Source organism: Thioalkalivibrio sp. ALD1 (genome assembly GCF_000381245.1).
In the GTDB taxonomy this organism is placed as follows: Bacteria; Pseudomonadota; Gammaproteobacteria; order Ectothiorhodospirales; family Ectothiorhodospiraceae; genus Thioalkalivibrio.
The window spans coordinates 104,973-121,059 of record NZ_KB906246.1 but is presented as its reverse complement, the minus strand read 5'-3'; the positions used below and the strand labels follow the sequence as shown (position 1 = coordinate 121,059).

Here is a 16,087-nt window from a genome sequence, read left to right as displayed (position 1 = left end):
GGGTACGTACGGAACCCCAATCTTATACCGCGTCGTGCCGCCAGATCTGGAGTCGTGGCCCAAGTTTCCGGGCGTCACCGTCAGGTGCGGGAGTCACCGGATACCGCAGCATCCTTGGAGTTGCCATCCTGGCGGTTCGGGTCGAAGCGCTCGCGCAGGTATTCGCCGATCACGTCCGACTCGTACAGCCAGCGCACCTGGCCGTCGGGTTCCTCGATTCGCAGGCAGGGGACCTGCAGTTTGCCGCCCTCGGTTTGCAGTTCCTCGCGGTGCGGGCCGGCCGCCTGGGCGTTGCGCAGTTCGATATTCAGGGAAAGGCGCTGCATGGTGCGCCGTGCCCGGATGCAGAAAGGGCAGGCCGGGAAATGATAAAGCGCGAGCTGCCGCGTCTGTTCGTCAACGCGGGCCTGGTCGGCGGGGTCGCGCTCGATGCCGCGCGGACGCGACAGGCGCTCGCCAATCAGCATGAATGGGGTGAGGATCAGGCGTACGCCACGAAAAAACCATCGGATCAGAAATCGCATGCGCGAAAGGATGCCACAAGCCCCCTGACGGGTGACAGAGGCCGCATCGGGCGTGCGCACGTCAGGGCTGGCCGAAGTCGAACTCCCAGGGGTCTTCCGCCGGGGTATCCAGCAGGGACGGGCGCAGGCGGATCAGGGTGTAGCCGGCGGCCTCCAGCTCCTCCAGCCGGTCCGGTGCGGCCGTGGCCACCTCGACATGTTCGGGGAACGCATCGGGTTCGAGATCGCGCCAGCCGGCGAAGGTCCCGCAGACCACGACGTTGACCCCGTCATCCATCACCAGTGACTCGATCTCGGCGTGAAGCGAGCCATGTGCGACCGCTTCGGCACGGGTGAGGGTGAACTGCTCGGCCCCGTGGGTGACGACCGCGATCGGCAACTCCGGTTCGCGCTGGCGCAGCACCCAGATGTTCGCTTGAATTTCGGGCAGCAGGGCGCTCAGGGCCGCACGGTCATTCTCGACAATCTCGAATGCGACGCCATTGGGGAGTTCGTCCTGCTCGAGCAGGTCCACCACCTCGGAAGAGGGAGCGGCCTCTTCGATTTCGTCCGCACCCCAAGCAGTTCCAACGGCCATGAACAGGGGCAGGCTGGCAAGGGCAAACAACGTGGAGAGGAAGCGCGGCATCGGGTTGCACGGTCCGGGCATGAGTGTGCTGAACCCTATTTTGAGCCTGACTGCCCGGTCGTTGTCTACTCGGGCCGAGTTTGTCGCTTTCCTAGTGACGATCCCCCGTGGCTTCGGCCGCCATCTGATCGTAACTGGTGTGACGGACGTTCTTGCCCTTCACGAAGTACACCACGTACTCGCAGATGTTGCGCGCGCGGTCCCCGATGCGTTCCAGCGCGCGGGTCGCCCAGACGATGTCCATCAGGCGTGGCACGGCATCGGGGGAGGCGGTCATCTGTTTCATCAGCTTGTGCGTGATGGCCTCGTACAGGCTGTCGATCTGGATGTCCTGCTGCGCGACTCGAACCGCCTGCTCGGTGTCCATGCGCGCGAAGGCATCCAGCACGCCGCGCGTCATCTCGCGCACGAGTTGGCCCATCTTTGCAATCTCGTCCATCGGCGCTTCGCGGCGATCGGATTCCTGCAGTTGCAGACCCATACGACCCACACGCTCGGCCTCATCGCCCATGCGTTCCAGGTCGGTGATGGTCTTGATGACCGCAATCACCAGGCGCAGGTCGGAGGCCGTGGGCTGGCGCCGGGCGAGGATATGGGTGCATTCCTCGTCGATCTCGACCTCGAGCGCGTTGACCTTGTAGTCGGAGGTCATCACGGTTTCCGCCAGCGCGGTGTCGCCCTCGACCATCGCGGTCACCGCGTCGCCGAGCTGCTGCTCGACCAGGCCCCCCATGGTCATCACCTTCTTGATGATGTCCTCCAGCTCGGCATTGAACTGCTGGGAGATGTGCTGTTTGAAGAAACTCTTGTCCATGATCCGGACTCCTGATCCGAAATGGCCTAACCGAAGCGGCCAGTGATGTAATCCTCGGTCTGCTTTCTGGCAGGCGAGGTGAACAGGGTGTCGGTGTCGGCGTATTCGATCAGCTCGCCCATGTACATGAAGGCGGTGTAATCGGACACGCGCGCGGCCTGCTGCATGTTGTGCGTAACGATGACCAGCGTGTAGTCCTTCTTCAGCTCGATCATCAGCTCCTCGATCTTCAGCGTGGCCAGAGGGTCCAGCGCGGAGCAGGGCTCGTCCAGCAGCAGGACCTCGGGGTCGATCGCGATCGCTCGGGCGATCACCAGGCGCTGCTGCTGACCGCCGGACAGGCCGAAGGCGTTCTCGTGCAGGCGATCCTTCACCTCGTCCCACAGCGCCGCGCGCTTGAGCGACTTCTCCACCACCTCGTCCAGTCGCCGCCGGTTCTTCACACCCTGCAGGCGCAGGCCGTAGGCGACGTTCTCGTAGATGGACTTCGGGAACGGATTCGGCTTCTGGAACACCATGCCGACGCGGCGGCGCAGCTCCGGCACATCCACGGCTTTTTCGTAGATGTCGTCGCCGTCGAGCCGGATCGTCCCCTCGATGCGGGCGGCATCGATCAGGTCGTTCATGCGGTTGAAGCAGCGCAGGAACGTCGATTTTCCGCAGCCGGAGGGGCCGATGAACGCCGTGATCCGGTTCTTCGGGATCTGGATGTCGATGCCCTTCAGGGCCTGATCCTTGTCGTAGAACAGCTTCAGGTCCTCGGCGGTCAGGCAGATCTCCTCACTGGAGAGCCGCAGGCCGCGGTCGGGTCGGTCGCCTTGCGTCATGTTGACGGCGTGGGTAGCGGTGTCACTCATCTCGGGTACTCCATCGGGAATTCGGTTCGGCGCGGGCCGCCAAAAGGCCTCCAGGGGCCTTCCGGGACTGACTGCGTCGCTGCTGGGCTTGAAAGTCTGCGCATGACGGACCTCAATCGCTGTCGGCGCGGTATTTCTCGCGCAGGTAATTGCGGATCGAGATCGCGGTCAGGTTGAGCACGATGATCAGCAGCACCAGCACCAGGGCGGTGGCGTAGACCAGCGGGCGGCCAGCCTCGACGTTCGGGCTCTGGAAGCCGACGTCGAAGATGTGAAAGCCCAGGTGCATGAACGCGCGGTCCAGGTGCAGATAGGGGAAGTTGCCGTCCAGCGGCAGGGTCGGGGCCAGCTTGACCACGCCCACCAGCATCAGCGGGGCCACTTCGCCGGCGGCCCGGGCTACGGCCAGGATCAGGCCGGTCATCATCGCCGGGGCCGACAGCGGCACGATCAGGCGCCACAGGGTCTCGGCCTTGGTCGCGCCCAGTGCCAGCGAGCCGTGGCGGATGCTGGCGCCGATACGGGTCAGGCCCTCCTCGGTGGAGACGATCACCACCGGCAGCGTCAGCAGCGCGAGCGTCAGCGAGGCCCAGATGATCGCGGGCGAGCCGAAGGTCGGCGAGGGCAGGGCATCGCGGAAGAAGATCTGGTCGATGTTGCCGCCGATCAGGTAGACGAAGAACCCGAGGCCGAACACCCCGAATACGATGGACGGAACCCCGGCGAGGTTGTTGACCGAGATACGGATGGTGCGCACCAGCGGTCCCTGCTTCGCGTATTCGCGCAGGTAGATCGCGGCGAGCACGCCGAACGGGGTGACGACGATGGACATCAGGATGACCATCAGCACGGTGCCGAAGATCGCCGGCAGGATGCCGCCCTCGGTGTTAGCCTCGCGCGGGTAGCCGGTCATGAAGTCCCAGAATGCGACGACATAGTGGCGCAGCTTGGCTGGCACGCTCATGTCGTTCGGCCACCAGGCGTTCACGATGCGCGAGAGCGGGATCGTCGCGTGTTGCCCGTCGGCGGTCTCCAGCACGATCGCAAAGCGGCCCAGTTCGTCACGCAGGGCGTTGCGTTCGGCCTCGAGTTCGGCGTAGCGGGCGTCCAGCTCCGCGCGTTCGGCGTCCAGTTCCTCCTGGCGCTGGCCGCGTTCTTCGGGCGACAGGTCGGTGGCCCGCTCGACGCCACGTTGGGCGATGCGCAGCCGCTCCAGATCGAAGTTCACCCGGCCGATCTCGATGCGCTCGATGCGCTCGATCTGCTGGGCCAGCTCGCGGGTCTGCGGCATGCGTGCCTCGAACGCGGTGCGCGCCTGCTCACCCTCGGCGACCGTCTCGCCGTCCTCTCGGTATTCGCGGATGTAGCCGTAGAAGTCGCCCCATTGCAGGCGTTCCAGCACCACCGCGTCGTGCGGGCGCTCCCACTCGGACATGAAGTCGTCCAGGTACCACTGGAAGTCGCGGCTGTCGAGGTCGCGGTTGCCGCGCTTGATCAGATGGCGGACCACGATGTCCTGACCTTCGGCGACGTCAAAACCGGCATCGCGCATCGCCTGGGCGGTCATCGTCTCCGAGCGCTGCAGCTCGCCCATGATGCGTCGGGGCTCGGCGTCCTGCTCGGTCTGGTATTCGAATTCGATAACCTCGGAGGGCCAGAAGAAGGAGAGGCCGTTCACGGCGATCATCAGGATCAGGCCGAAGACCATCACCAGCGAGGCCGCGACTGCTCCGGCATTCAGCCAGATCCACGGGGTGCCGGATTTGAACCAACGATTCATCGGGTATGCCTCAAAGGGAGCTGTATTTCTGGCGCAGCCGCTGGCGCACGATCTCGGCGACCGTGTTCACCGCAAAGGTCAGCGCGAACAGGACCAGTGCGGCCAGGAACAGGATGCGGAAGTGGGTGCTGCCGACGGCGGCCTCCGGCATCTCCACCGCGATATTCGCGGAGAGCGTGCGCATGCCCTCGAAGATGTTGAAGTTGACCACCGGCGAGTTGCCGGTCGCCATCAGTACGATCATGGTCTCGCCCACCGCGCGGCCGAAGCCGATCATCACTGCGGAGAAGATCCCGGGGCTGGCGGTCAGTAGCACCACGCGCACGACCGTCTGCCATGGCGTCGCGCCCAGCGCCAGCGAGCCCTGGGTCAGGTGCCTGGGCACATTGAAGACCGCGTCCTCGGAGATCGAGTAGATGGTCGGGATTACGGCGAAGCCCATCGCGATGCCGATGACGAGCGCGTTGCGCTGGTCGTAGGTGATGCCCTGGTTGGTCAGCCACTGGCGGGCATCGCCACCGAACATCCAGACCTCGATCAACGGGCTCATGGAGACGGAGAGCCAGCCGATGGCCAGGATCACCGGGATCAGGATGGCGGCCTCCCAGCCGGCTGGCACGAGATTGCGCAGATTCTCTGGCAGCACACGGGTCCATAGGAACGCAGCGACCAGCATCCCCAGCGGCATCAGGATCAGGATGCTGGCGATCGCCGGCAGATTGGCCTCGATGAACGGGGCCAGCCACAATCCGGCCAGGAAGCCGAGGATGACCGTCGGCAGCGCCTCCATCAGCTCGATCGAGGGCTTGGTGATGCTGCGCATGCGCCGCGACATGAAATAGGCGCTGTAGATCGCGCCCATGATTGCCAGCGGAGTGGCGAACAGCATTGCGTAGAACGCGGCCTTGATGGTGCCGATGGTGAGGGGTACCAGCGAGAACTTCGGTTCGAACTCGTCGGTGGCCGAGGACGACTGCCAGACGTAGTCACCCCCGGAGCGGCCCTCGTACCAGACCTTCTGCCACAGCACGTGGAAGGAGACCTCCGGGTGCGGGTTGGACAGGTCCTGCAGGTGCCAGGTCTCATGGTCGTCGATGCCGATCAGCAGGCGGTTGCGCGGGTCGACATAAACCCGGTGCAGCGGCTGGTCGGTGATCTGGCGTTCGATCAGGGTCCGCTGCGAGGTGGAGTAGTGGACCTTGACCTCGCCGCGGTCGTCGGCGGTCAGGAAGCCCTTGCGGATGTACTCCGGCTGGATGTTGCGGATCGAACCGGCATGCGACGGGAAATCGCGGACGCGGGTGATGCGGTTTACGTTGTCGTCGTCGCGCACCAGCATGTACTGCGTGACCGTCCCGTCGGACCCACCGACGATGATGGATACCGTGCCCAGCAGATATTCCAGCGAGGTCACCTCGGCCGCGTCGCCGCCGATCACACGCTTGCTGTCGACCAGGCTGGCGCGGGCGGGGTTGTTGATGTCGAAGAAGTGCAGCTGCCCCTGATCGTCGCCCACCAGCATGTGGCGGCCCGTGATATCGAGCAGGATGCGGGTCGGCGTTGCGCCATCCGGGAGTGAGGGCAGGTCGTAGGCCGACCGTTGGACCTCGGTTTCGCCGGTCATCATCGAGGTGCGTTTCTCGAAGCGCACCAGCTTCAGATCGCCATCTTCCGTCGCGGCGGCGACGCGGATGCCGCTGGAGCCACGCTGCACGCCAACCACCGAAATCGCGCGGCCGTCGTCATCCACATCCAGCAGCGCGGAGTCTTCATCTCCTAGCGGGTAGACCAGCGCCGGGTCGTACAGACGGCCTTCGGGGCTGAAGCGCTCGTTGTATTCGTACTCGATGGCAAGTACCTGCCCGTTGTCCAGGCCCGCGGCCACCAGGCGCGTGCGTGGCTCGGCGGCGCTGAAGGTGGTGACCTTCGCATCCTCGGGGATCGGCAGTGACTGTTCTTTCACGATCTCGCCGCTGTAGGGGCGGAAGAACAGAGCGCGCCGGTCCTCGGTCAGGCGCACCGCCATCTCGCGATGGCGGTTCACGGCGAGGTGGATGGTCCGGGTGTCGGCGCCGCCAGGGGCCGCGTATTCGGTGCGTGGCTCCAGCGTCGCCCCCTGGAACATGGGCAGCGTCTCGCTGGCCAGGTACACGAACATCAGGGTCAGGGCGCCAATCACGGCCACACCGAAAAAGCCGATGGTATAACGGGCGGTACGGTCCTTGGCGCGGCGCCAGCGCTGGAAGCGCCCGAGCGTCGTGGTAGCGGTGAGGCTGGACATTCAGGGTCCCCTGATGCGGCAGGTGTAGGATGGAACTGGCCGGCATGCTACGGCCGCTTCGTGACAGAAACGTGACAGCCATGTGACGGACCGTTGAACGCTGTATTGCGGGTCGAGCAGGCGGACTGCATGAGGCGGACACAAGAAAACCGGGCCCCGCGAGGAACCCGGTTCGGGCCATCCGTAGATGGCCGGCCCGCCACCTGGATTATTCCAGGCCGAGGTTCTTGCGCTCGCGTTCGGCCACGGCGGCCGGTAGCGGGATGAACCCGTCACGCACCACGACTTCCTGGCCTTCCTTCGACAGCACCATCTTCAGGAACTCGGCCGCGCGTGGGGTCAGACCGTCTTCCGGGTGCTTGTTGACCATCACGTACAGGAAGCGGGCCAGCGGGTAATCGCCGGTGGAGGCATTTTCGGCGTTCGGTTCGTAGTACTCGCCTTCGTTTTGACCCAGCGGGACGGCGCGCACGCCGGAGGTCATGTAGCCGATGCCGGAGTAGCCGATGCCGTTCAGCGATTCGGAGACACCCTGGACCACGGAGGCGGAACCGGGCTGTTCGTTGACCGAATCCTTGAAGTCACCGTCGCACAGGGCGTGCTGGCGGAAGAAGCCATAGGTGCCGGAGACCGCGTTACGGCTGTAGAGCGTGATGTCGCGGTTGTTCCAGGAACCGTCCAGGCCGACTTGGCCCCAGCGGGTGATGTCCTCGGCGCCACCGCAGCGACGGGTGGAGGAGAAGATCGCGTCGGTCTGCTCGAGCGTCAGGCCCTCGATCGGGTTGTCGCGATTCACGTACACGGCGATGGTGTCGATCGCGACCGGGACGGCGGTCATCTCGTAGCCGTGGCGCTGCTCGAACTCGGCGTGTTCGCTGTCACGCGGCATGCGCGACATCGGGCCGAAGTCGGCGGTGCCCTCGGTCAGGGCCGGCGGTGCTGTGGAGGTGCCGGCGCCCTGGATCTGGACGTTGACGTTCGGGTAGAAATTCTGGAACTCCTCGGCCCACAGCGTCATCAGGTTGTTCAGGGTGTCGGAGCCGATGCTTGACAGGTTGCCGGAAATCCCGGAAACCGCCTCGTAGGCCGGGATGTCGGCATCGACTTCGGCGGAGGCGGTAAACGGCGTAACGGCCAGTGCAGTGGCGGTGGCCAGGGCCAGAATGCTGCGCTTCAACAACATGGGAATCTCCCCTTGAATGGAATTCTCGCAAGGACGCCTCGAGCGACCTTGGTGGGGGATTATGCGCAGCCGGCTTGACGCTCCCGTGACGGGCGTGTGACAGCCATGTGACATCGTGCGGACTCAGCCGCTGGCGGCTTCGGCCGGTTTGGTGCGGGTGATCGAGAGAGGGAACAGGCAGGTGAAACGTGTGCCGCGACCGAGCTGGCTGTCGATCTCCAGATGGCCGCCATGGCGGGCGAGCACATGCTTGACGATGGCCAATCCGAGCCCGGTCCCGCCGCGGCGCTGGTCGCGGCCGGCGTCCACCCGGTAGAAGCGTTCGGTCAGGCGGTGCAGGTGGTGGCGGGCGATCCCCGGTCCTTCGTCGATCATGCTCAGACGCGCACCGTCCGGGTCGGACCGCCAGCGGATCTCGATGCGGGTGCCCGAAGGCGTGTACTTGACGGCATTGAACAACAGGTTGGCGAAGGCCGAGCGCAGTTCGCTCTCGGTCCCCTGCAACTCGAGTCCGGCCTGCGCGTGGATCTCGATACGATGGCGCTGGTCGCCGGAGAGCAGTTCCGCCTCGCCTTTCAGCGTGTCCAGCATGGCCTCGACGTCGACCCATTGTGGTGGTCCCTGCGGGCTACCGGTCTCCAGACGTGAGAGGGTCAGCAAGTCGTCGACCAGCAACTTCATGCGTTCGGACTGTTCGCGAAGCAACTGGACCGAGCGTACCTTGTCCGGCTGGTCGGCCAGTTCGTCCTCCAGCGTCTCCACAACGCCGTACAGTACGGTCAGCGGCGTGCGCAGCTCGTGCGAGACATTTGCGATGAAGTCACGCCGCATTACTTCCAGCCGGTGCAGGTGGGTGGTGTCCCGTGCCAGCAGCAGGTACTGCGCATCGCCATAGGGGACCAGCCGGAATTCCAGTTGCTGGTCGTCGTACAGCGGGGAGGGCGTGGTCACGCTGCCCGGCGTGGTGCGCGCACGCTCCATGAACGCGATGAACGCTGGATTACGCAGCAGATGGGTGATGCGCTGGCCCTCGTCCTCCGGCCAGTTCAGGCCCAGCAGCTGCGTGGCCATTTCGTTCAGCCATTCGATGCGCAGATCGTCATTCAGCACGACGACTGCGTCCGGCATCGCCCGCGCCGAGTCACGGTAGCGTTCGAGGTATTGGCGCAGCCGATGGACGCGGTGTTCGTGACGGCGCCGGCGGCGGTAAAGATGGTCGAAGGCCAGCCCCCAAAGTCCGCGCACATCCGGCGGTTCGCTGCGCCCACCCTGGCGCAGCCAGCGCTCCAGCAACAACAGATGCGAGAGGTTCCAGAACAGCGCCGCCCCCAGCAGAAAGGCAATCGTGGCCCAGAACTGCCCCATGCTCCAGCCAAGCAGCGCGATCGGGACGCCGACCAGCAGGGTTCCCGCGATGACACCAGGCCAGGGGTTGCGTGATTGCATCGGACGACCGAGTGGGGTGATGGGAGACCGCGGCGCCGGCCGCGGTCAGGGAGTCTGCGAGAAACGGTACCCCGATCCGCGTACGGTTTGCACGAGGTGGTCATGCCTGGTCAGCGCCAGCGCCTTGCGCAGGCGCCGGATATGCACGTCCACAGTGCGTTCCTCGACGTAGACGTTGGTGCCCCAGACCTGGTCCAGTAGCTGGCCGCGGGTGAATACGCGGTCCTGGTGGGTCATGAAGAAGTGCAGGAGGTTGTATTCGGTCGGGCCCATTGAAAGGGCCTCGCCGTTACCACTGACACGATGTGAAACTGGGTCCAGGCGCAGACCCTCGACCTCCACCGGTTCTTCGCTGGTGATCGGCGCGGTACGCCGCAACACGGCCTTGATACGGGCAACCAGTTCGCGCGGCGAGAACGGTTTGGTCACGTAGTCGTCCGCACCCACATCCAGCCCGCGCACACGATCTTCTTCCTCGCCGCGGGCGGTCAGCATGATGATCGGGATGTCCTTGGTGATCGGGCTGGCCTTCAGCGTGCGCGCCCAGTCGAGACCGCTGGTGTCCGGTAGCATCCAGTCGAGCAGGACCAGGTCTGGAGGATCTCCCAATAGCAGGCCCTTGGCGGTGCGGACATCACCCGCTTCGCGCACCGCGTATCCGGCCTTGTGCAGCGGCAGCTGGAGCATTTCGCGGATTGCGGTGTCATCCTCGACCAGCAGAATCTTCACAGCCATAACCCATTCCAGAGTTCAGGATGCCCTGCATTAGATAGCAGGGATGTTACAGCTGTGTGACGGCGAGCGAATGGCCGGCACCAGGCCGGGGCATCGCGGCTGAGGACCTATGAGGACCTATCCCGCCTTGAGAGTTCTGTTCTGGGCGTGCAGTTCGAAACGCTCGGCGCCCTCCAGCAAGACCATGCGGCTGGCATATTGCGACTGCTGGAGTTGCTGGCGGATGGCCATCTCGTGCCCGGGCTTGAGATGGGTGATGGCGATCCGCGGGTCGTGACGCAATGCATCCAGATCGTCCGAGAGCCGATGTGGGGTGTAGTGCTTGGACAGATCGGCCAGGCTGTCCATCTCGTCGGGCAACCCGGACTCGATCATCAGCAAGTCCAGATAGGGCAGCGCATTCAGGGCATCCCAAAGGGCCTCCGACGACGTGGTGTCGCCGGTAAACGCAAAGCCCATGCCGTCGTGATGAATCACACCGTAACCCACGGTGGGAACGGTATGCAGGGCCGGCAGTGCGCGAACCTCGCGCGACCCGATGGTGACCTGTTCTTCCGACCCGATTGGGCGGAACTCCAGGATGGGCTGCGCGGGTGTTGGGAGACAGGTGAAATCGGGCCAGATCACCCAGTTGAACACGTGCTCGCGCAGGGCCTTCAGGGTGGCCGGCAGCGCGTGGATCTGGATCGGCGGCGAGTCTGGTGAATACACCATGTCTGCGAGCATCGGCAGAAAACCGATGTGGTCCAGATGCGAGTGGGTCAGAAATACGTGACGAATCTTCTGCAATTCGCTCAGAGTCAGGTCGCCGACCCCAATGCCGGCATCGATCAGGATATCTTCGTCGATCAGGATCGATGTCGTGCGGCGGTTGGGACCAATCCCGCCGCTAGCGCCCAGTATGCGGACAGACAGACTCATGTGGGGTCAAGCTGCAATTGGGAGAGGAAAGCGTTTCGACAGACCATGCGGCTCGGGCGCCTCTGTGAGGAACCGGCGGATACGACGGATTTCCGACGTACTTCTAACATACGTTAAGACTAGAGCAAGTCTAAGCAGGTTTGACGTGACGTGCATCATGAAAATGCCACCTGCGCGTCATGCCTCGACTGAAAAAGGTGCTCGGTTTCGCGTTTTCACCAGGACGGTGGGTCGCTGCGACCGCCCTGTGCCCTAGATGTCGGGTTGATGGGGGATCCTGCCCCGCAACGAGAAACCGCCAGAGCGGGAGTTCGGTATGGTCAGCGGGCTTCCCGCGTCCGCGCGGACTTGCTAGAATGCGCGCTTTGATTGGGGCGGTAGCTCAGCTGGGAGAGCGTCGCGTTCGCAATGCGAAGGTCGGGAGTTCGATCCTCCTCCGCTCCACCACATTCCCAAAGAAAAGGCCTGCAGATGCAGGCCTTTTCTCGTTTGTGACTTGGCGCAGGTGCGCTACCAACTCTTGTAGGGCAGGACCTTTCCGTTCCAGGTGATCTTGACGCGGTCGCCCTTCGGGTCCTCAACCTTGTCGATGTCCATGGTGAAGTCGATCGCGCTCATGATGCCGTCGCCGAATTTCTCGTGGATCAGCGCCTTCATCGTGTCGCCATAGACGTTGATCGCCTCAGATCATCGGGTCTGTCGGGAGGGTCTTGTTTCAGTGCTTGTGCGGGAACGCCTGCAGCGCCTGGGCGACCTCGGGCCCGAAGCCCGAGGAAGCCGCTCAGCTTCTCGGCCTTGGTATCCGTGTGAATGCACAACTGGCCACCTCCGATGCGGCGATCTGTGCCCTTGTCGATGGCTGTGAGTTTGGCGGCCGGTTGCGCCCCAAGCGGAGTCGTTGCGCGACCAGGCGGCAGTGCTGGCTCGAACCCTCAGTGGCGATGTGACGAAGTACCTGCCCGGGCCCGGTACGGTCTAGGTGAAGACCGCGAGCCTGCCGCTGAATGTGTGTCCGCCAGGCGATGCGGCTCGGGGCGAATGGGTCGAGACTGAATTCATCCCCTCCGGCAGTCAGCTCGAATTTCTTGCGATGGTGCACTGGCCTGGTTCGCGGTATCGGGGTCTCTGGCGGGGCGCGCGGCGAGCCTTGAGGAACGGCTCGGGCAATCCGTGGATGCCGAGCGCCCGCACATGGCCAGGGAGTCGGGCAGATGGCCACGGGGGGCAAGCCCCCGGCCCGCGTGGAAGAACCGAGTGCTGTACGGGGTGTTCGTTATACTGGGGCGCTAATGCATTTACGCGATGGTTGGTCCATCGTCGGCAGGAGAAAGCGCCTTGGCCAGTTTCACGATCACCTTGCATGCCCGCGCCGCGGACGATCCCGAAATTCAGCGCGTGTCCGTGACCGCGGGCGGGGAGGAAGAGTTGCCGGAATACGGTCAGGTCTGGGTGTGGGACATCCTCTATGCCCAGCAGCTGTTCGCCCTCGGCGAGACGCAGCCAGCGCAGGAGCTGAAGGAGACCCTGGAACTGTGGGCAGTGAACATGTCCAGCAAGGTGTTCCAGCCGCATGGCCATATCCTGGCAAAGGGCTACCTGGATCTCTCGGAAGACCTGAAGCTGATCAATGGTGACGAGGAACGCCCGGCCGCGGCCGACGGCGATCGCGAGATCGTCGTGACCGTGACCGGCCAGGCCGGCCAGCTGCCGGATGTCGCGGTCAGCCCGGAGGCGCTGGAGGCCGAGGAGCGCAAGAACCTCGTACTGGGCCTCGGGCAGTTCTTCAATTTCGACAACCCGATGTTCGCGCGCGAGCTGCCGATTCATGTGCTGGCGATGCGCAAGTTCCACGCCGACATGCACGAACCGCACACCCGCGAGGCCCTGGACGAGGCACCGTTCTACGCCATCCAGAAGGCGATGGAGTACTTCCAGGCGGCCAACCAGGGCACGGTGCAATAGGCGCGACTGCACGTCAGGACGCAGGCTGTTAGGGTCGGGGCATGCGTACCGTTTATACCGCAGCTGACCCGGTGATGGCCGGGTTTATCGAGAATCTCCTGCAGGAAGCCGGCATCCCCGCCTATGTGGCTCAGGCCGGGCTCTATGGTGCCGCCGGCGAGATCCCGCCGAACGAGTGCTGGGGGCGGGTGATGGTGGTGCACGAGGCCCAGGCCCAGGAGGCCCGCGAGCTGATCGTGGAATACCTCGAAGGCGAGCCGGAGCACGACGGGAAGGAATGGAAGTGCTCGCGTTGTGGCGAGCGGATCGAGCCGCAGTTCACCCAGTGCTGGAACTGCGGGCGCGAGCGGCGCTGATTCTCCACCACTTGCGCGGCGCTGGCCGCGCCTTTCTAGCGAATCCCGTTACCCGAGCCGTACTGGGCCCGTACCCGCTGGATGTAGGTCTGTGTTTCCGGGAAGGGGGGTACACCGCCATGACGCTCCACCGCCCCGGGCCCGGCATTGTAGGCGGCCAGGGCCAGATCCAGATCCCCGTCGAAGCGTTGCAGCATCTCGGCCAGGTAGCGGGTGCCGCCATGGATGTTCTGGGCCGGGTCGAAGCGGTCGGTCACGCCCAGATCCGCTGCGGTGGCCGGCATCAGCTGCATCAGGCCGTGCGCGCCCACCCGCGAGACAGCCTCGGGATCGAAACAGGACTCGACGTGAATCACCGACTGCACCAGGGCCGGGTCCACACCGTTGTGGCCCGCGGCGTCGCGGATCAGGTCGGCGAACTCGCCTCCGCCACTCGCCAGCGCCTGGCGGGCCCGCTCGCCGCAGCGTGCCTGGGCCGTCGGGCGGCCGTAGGTGGCGATCAGGTTCATGTTGGCATTCTGTTGGCGCTGATTGGTAACCAGGCGCTGTCCGTCGGGGCCCTCGAATACGAAGATCTCGCTGGGCGACCAGCTACTACGCGGGGATGGGCCGCTAGGGCTGGCGGCGGTGCCGGGACGCTGGGGCGAGGGTACGGTCTCGTACTCGATGCCCTCGGGGCGCTGATCCGTAATCACACGGGCACCCGTGGCGTCGTAATAGGTGTACAGCTCGGCCTGGGCGGGCGGCGCGAGGAAACCAGCGGCCAGCAGTAATGCCGGCAGCGTGCCCGCGAAACGCTTACCATGTGCACGATTGCGCAACCGAATCCCCCCTTGCCGTCCACGCCCGCATGAACGCTCCCCAGACGACCGATCCCATTATGGCGCCGGAAACCGCGCAACTGGAAGGGCTGCTGCGCGATCGCCTGGCAGGAACCGCGCTGACCTTTTCCTATGTGGAGGTGCTGGAACGGCTGGATTCGACCAATGCGCGTCTGCTTGCGTCCGAGTCAACTCAGAGCGGCCCGAGGGTGTGCCTGGCGCGGGTGCAGATGGCCGGGCGCGGACGCCGCGGCCGGGCATGGGTGGCCTCGCCGGATGCCAGCCTTGCGCTGTCATTATCCTGGCCGATTGTGTCTGACCAGCCTGTCCCTTCGGCTTACCCGGTCGGGGTGGGCCTCGGTGTTATTCGGGGGCTGGAGGCACTGGGGTTCGCCGGCATCGGGCTCAAATGGCCGAACGATGTGGTGGTGGGCGATGCGAAGCTGGGCGGTATTCTCGTCGAACAGCGACTCCCCCGGTCGGACCGACTCGGATGCCTGGTGGTGGGTATTGGACTCAATCGGCGGGGTTCCGGAGCACTTGGCCTCGATCGAGAGGTGACCGATCTGGAAGCCCTGTCAGATGGGCAAGCGCCGGACTGGCTGGCGCTGGCGGCCGAGGTGGCCACCTGGCAGATGCGCCTGCATTCGGTGCTGATGGCGCAGGGGCTGGTGGCGCTGGGGGACGATCTTGATCGGCTCGATGTGCTGGCCGGACGTTCGATCCAGGTTCCGGATACGGGCCTGTCGGGCGTTGCACGGGGCGTTTGCCTGGATTCGGGGCGCCTGCGCGTCGAGGACGAAACGGGCGTTCTGCATCATCTCGACGCGGGGGAAGTATCCATCAGGAGGTCCGGCCATGCCTGACCGTGCGGTGGTCGACATTGGCAGTACCCGAATCAAGTGGCAGCGCCGCGATGGGGTGGGCCATGTGCTGGAAGAGGGCGCGAGCCTCGCGATCGCGGATTGTGAGCAGGCGCTGAATAACACCTGTGTGGCGATCTGGGCCGCCCGGGTCGGCAGCCCGGAGCGCCAGGCGGCGCTGGAGGCCGCGATGGGATCGGTACCCATCCACTGGGTGGGTACGCAGGGCGATGGGCGCTTTGGCGTGCGCAGTGACTATGCCAAGGGTCAGCTGGGGGTGGACCGTTTCTGTGCACTGGTGGCGGCGCGGGCGGAAGGTGCGGGACCCTGCGTGCTCGTGGATGCGGGAACGGCGATTACGGTCGACCTGCTGGATGCCGAGGGTTGGCATCGGGGCGGGTACTTGCTGCCGGGACGACAGCTGGGTTGGGAATCGCTGCAAGCCCGGCTGGCCGATCGTGTGGCCCCGCGTGATCCGGGTGCCTGGCCCGTGACCTTCGACTCGACGCCCGGGCTTGGCAGCGAACAGGGCCTGGAACGAGGCCTGACGCTCGGTTTGTCCGGCGCCGTCGACCGCCTGATCGTCGAGGCCCGCACGCACCTGGGCAGCGATACCGCCTGCTGGATCCACGGCGGGGATGCGTCCTGGCTTGCCGGACAACTCACCGAGTTTTTTACACTGCGCGAGAACCTCGTACTTGAGGGCCTGTGGCAGATCGCGCGTATCGAGGAGGGCTCGTGATGCGCTGGCTTGTCGCGCTGCTGCTGTTGGCGAATCTGGCACTTTTTGGCTGGAGTTGGCAGCAAGGGCACTGGAACGGGGATCCTTACGCCGACGTACCCTTGCCGGAGCGAGGGACACAGATGATCGAGGAGGCCGATGTCCGCGTGCGCCCCCTGGACGGGGGCGATTGAG

16 protein-coding genes, 1 tRNA gene and 2 pseudogenes are annotated in these 16,087 nt (G+C 64.9%); 7 read left to right on the top strand and 12 right to left on the bottom strand.

Annotated elements, in window-relative coordinates:
* Positions 1-80: 80 nt before the first annotated feature.
* From F623_RS0111145 to F623_RS0111100, 10 genes are all read right to left on the bottom strand, one after another.
* Positions 81-524 (bottom strand): glutathione S-transferase N-terminal domain-containing protein, encoded by a 444-nt coding sequence (locus tag F623_RS0111145; protein ID WP_018861657.1) that lies wholly within the window; start codon positions 522-524, stop codon positions 81-83.
* 61 nt (positions 525-585) lie between these two features.
* Positions 586-1,152 carry a hypothetical protein gene (locus tag F623_RS0111140; RefSeq protein WP_018861656.1) on the bottom strand — a complete coding sequence of 189 codons (567 nt, stop codon included), beginning with the start codon at positions 1,150-1,152 and terminating at the stop codon, positions 586-588.
* Between the two features lie 91 nt (positions 1,153-1,243).
* Positions 1,244-1,966 (bottom strand): phosphate signaling complex protein PhoU, encoded by a 723-nt coding sequence (phoU, locus tag F623_RS0111135; RefSeq protein WP_018861655.1) that lies wholly within the window; start codon positions 1,964-1,966, stop codon positions 1,244-1,246.
* Between the two features lie 26 nt (positions 1,967-1,992).
* On the bottom strand, positions 1,993-2,823 hold the full coding sequence (pstB, locus tag F623_RS0111130; protein WP_018861654.1) for a phosphate ABC transporter ATP-binding protein PstB: 831 nt from the start codon (positions 2,821-2,823) through the stop codon (positions 1,993-1,995).
* Between the two features lie 112 nt (positions 2,824-2,935).
* Positions 2,936-4,603, bottom strand: a complete 1,668-nt coding sequence (pstA, locus tag F623_RS0111125; RefSeq protein WP_018861653.1) for a phosphate ABC transporter permease PstA — start codon at positions 4,601-4,603, stop codon at positions 2,936-2,938.
* A 10-nt stretch (positions 4,604-4,613) separates the two neighbouring features.
* Positions 4,614-6,884: an ABC transporter permease subunit gene (locus F623_RS0111120; RefSeq protein WP_018861652.1), complete on the bottom strand. Its 2,271-nt coding sequence runs from the start codon at positions 6,882-6,884 to the stop codon at positions 4,614-4,616.
* A 208-nt stretch (positions 6,885-7,092) separates the two neighbouring features.
* Positions 7,093-8,067, bottom strand: coding sequence for a PstS family phosphate ABC transporter substrate-binding protein (locus tag F623_RS0111115; RefSeq protein ID WP_018861651.1), 975 nt, complete (start codon positions 8,065-8,067; stop codon positions 7,093-7,095).
* 123 nt (positions 8,068-8,190) lie between these two features.
* Positions 8,191-9,513 carry a phosphate regulon sensor histidine kinase PhoR gene (gene phoR / locus F623_RS0111110; RefSeq protein WP_018861650.1) on the bottom strand — a complete coding sequence of 441 codons (1,323 nt, stop codon included), beginning with the start codon at positions 9,511-9,513 and terminating at the stop codon, positions 8,191-8,193.
* Positions 9,514-9,558: 45 nt separating this feature from the next.
* The gene (gene phoB, locus F623_RS0111105; RefSeq protein ID WP_018861649.1) at positions 9,559-10,248 is read right to left on the bottom strand and encodes a phosphate regulon transcriptional regulator PhoB; all 690 of its coding nucleotides are present in this window, start codon (positions 10,246-10,248) and stop codon (positions 9,559-9,561) included.
* Positions 10,249-10,365: 117 nt separating this feature from the next.
* Positions 10,366-11,169 (bottom strand): 3',5'-cyclic-nucleotide phosphodiesterase, encoded by an 804-nt coding sequence (locus F623_RS0111100; RefSeq protein ID WP_019572181.1) that lies wholly within the window; start codon positions 11,167-11,169, stop codon positions 10,366-10,368.
* Between the two features lie 371 nt (positions 11,170-11,540).
* Here F623_RS0111100 and F623_RS0111095 point away from each other — a divergent pair.
* Positions 11,541-11,616 (top strand) — tRNA-Ala (locus F623_RS0111095).
* Between the two features lie 63 nt (positions 11,617-11,679).
* Here F623_RS0111095 and F623_RS12920 read toward each other — a convergent pair.
* Positions 11,680-11,966, bottom strand: a pseudogene (locus tag F623_RS12920) (cyanate hydratase); the annotation flags it as partial.
* On the opposite strand from F623_RS12920, the pseudogene F623_RS13635 reads away from it, so the two are divergent.
* The 3 genes and pseudogenes from F623_RS13635 to F623_RS0111080 all read left to right on the top strand — a co-directional run.
* Positions 11,961-12,366 (top strand): annotated as a pseudogene (locus F623_RS13635) (pyridine nucleotide-disulfide oxidoreductase); the annotation flags it as partial. The pseudogenes F623_RS12920 and F623_RS13635 overlap by 6 nt on opposite strands.
* A 138-nt stretch (positions 12,367-12,504) precedes the next feature.
* Complete coding sequence (locus tag F623_RS0111085) at positions 12,505-13,131, top strand: hypothetical protein (protein ID WP_018861646.1); 627 nt, start codon at positions 12,505-12,507, stop codon at positions 13,129-13,131.
* Between the two features lie 41 nt (positions 13,132-13,172).
* The gene (locus tag F623_RS0111080; RefSeq protein WP_018861645.1) at positions 13,173-13,487 is read left to right on the top strand and encodes a DUF2007 domain-containing protein; all 315 of its coding nucleotides are present in this window, start codon (positions 13,173-13,175) and stop codon (positions 13,485-13,487) included.
* Between the two features lie 35 nt (positions 13,488-13,522).
* Here the strand turns inward: F623_RS0111080 and F623_RS0111075 are convergent, their stop codons facing one another.
* Positions 13,523-14,308, bottom strand: coding sequence for a lytic transglycosylase domain-containing protein (locus F623_RS0111075; RefSeq protein WP_018861644.1), 786 nt, complete (start codon positions 14,306-14,308; stop codon positions 13,523-13,525).
* Between the two features lie 59 nt (positions 14,309-14,367).
* Here F623_RS0111075 and F623_RS0111070 point away from each other — a divergent pair, with 59 nt between their 5' ends.
* From F623_RS0111070 to F623_RS13525, 3 genes are read left to right on the top strand one after another with little or no spacing between them, the layout of a single operon-like run.
* Positions 14,368-15,174, top strand: a complete 807-nt coding sequence (locus tag F623_RS0111070; RefSeq protein ID WP_018861643.1) for a biotin--[acetyl-CoA-carboxylase] ligase — start codon at positions 14,368-14,370, stop codon at positions 15,172-15,174.
* Complete coding sequence (locus tag F623_RS0111065; protein WP_018861642.1) at positions 15,167-15,913, top strand: type III pantothenate kinase; 747 nt, start codon at positions 15,167-15,169, stop codon at positions 15,911-15,913. Before F623_RS0111070 ends, F623_RS0111065 begins: the two co-directional genes overlap by 8 nt.
* Complete coding sequence (locus F623_RS13525) at positions 15,913-16,086, top strand: hypothetical protein (RefSeq protein WP_018861641.1); 174 nt, start codon at positions 15,913-15,915, stop codon at positions 16,084-16,086. Before F623_RS0111065 ends, F623_RS13525 begins: the two co-directional genes overlap by 1 nt.
* Position 16,087: the final 1 nt, after the last annotated feature.

Coding starts and splice junctions, on each gene's coding strand:
- F623_RS0111080 (WP_018861645.1), top strand. CDS start 13,173: ATGCGTACCGTTTATACCGCAGCTGACCCGGTGATGGCCGGGTTTATC.
- F623_RS13525 (WP_018861641.1), top strand. CDS start 15,913: ATGCGCTGGCTTGTCGCGCTGCTGCTGTTGGCGAATCTGGCACTTTTT.
- F623_RS0111070 (WP_018861643.1), top strand. CDS start 14,368: ATGGCGCCGGAAACCGCGCAACTGGAAGGGCTGCTGCGCGATCGCCTG.
- phoR (WP_018861650.1), bottom strand. CDS start 9,513: ATGCAATCACGCAACCCCTGGCCTGGTGTCATCGCGGGAACCCTGCTG.
- pstA (WP_018861653.1), bottom strand. CDS start 4,603: ATGAATCGTTGGTTCAAATCCGGCACCCCGTGGATCTGGCTGAATGCC.
- F623_RS0111115 (WP_018861651.1), bottom strand. CDS start 8,067: ATGTTGTTGAAGCGCAGCATTCTGGCCCTGGCCACCGCCACTGCACTG.
- phoB (WP_018861649.1), bottom strand. CDS start 10,248: ATGGCTGTGAAGATTCTGCTGGTCGAGGATGACACCGCAATCCGCGAA.
- F623_RS0111145 (WP_018861657.1), bottom strand. CDS start 524: ATGCGATTTCTGATCCGATGGTTTTTTCGTGGCGTACGCCTGATCCTC.
- F623_RS0111065 (WP_018861642.1), top strand. CDS start 15,167: ATGCCTGACCGTGCGGTGGTCGACATTGGCAGTACCCGAATCAAGTGG.
- F623_RS0111140 (WP_018861656.1), bottom strand. CDS start 1,152: ATGCCGCGCTTCCTCTCCACGTTGTTTGCCCTTGCCAGCCTGCCCCTG.
- phoU (WP_018861655.1), bottom strand. CDS start 1,966: ATGGACAAGAGTTTCTTCAAACAGCACATCTCCCAGCAGTTCAATGCC.
- F623_RS0111120 (WP_018861652.1), bottom strand. CDS start 6,884: ATGTCCAGCCTCACCGCTACCACGACGCTCGGGCGCTTCCAGCGCTGG.
- pstB (WP_018861654.1), bottom strand. CDS start 2,823: ATGAGTGACACCGCTACCCACGCCGTCAACATGACGCAAGGCGACCGA.
- F623_RS0111100 (WP_019572181.1), bottom strand. CDS start 11,169: ATGAGTCTGTCTGTCCGCATACTGGGCGCTAGCGGCGGGATTGGTCCC.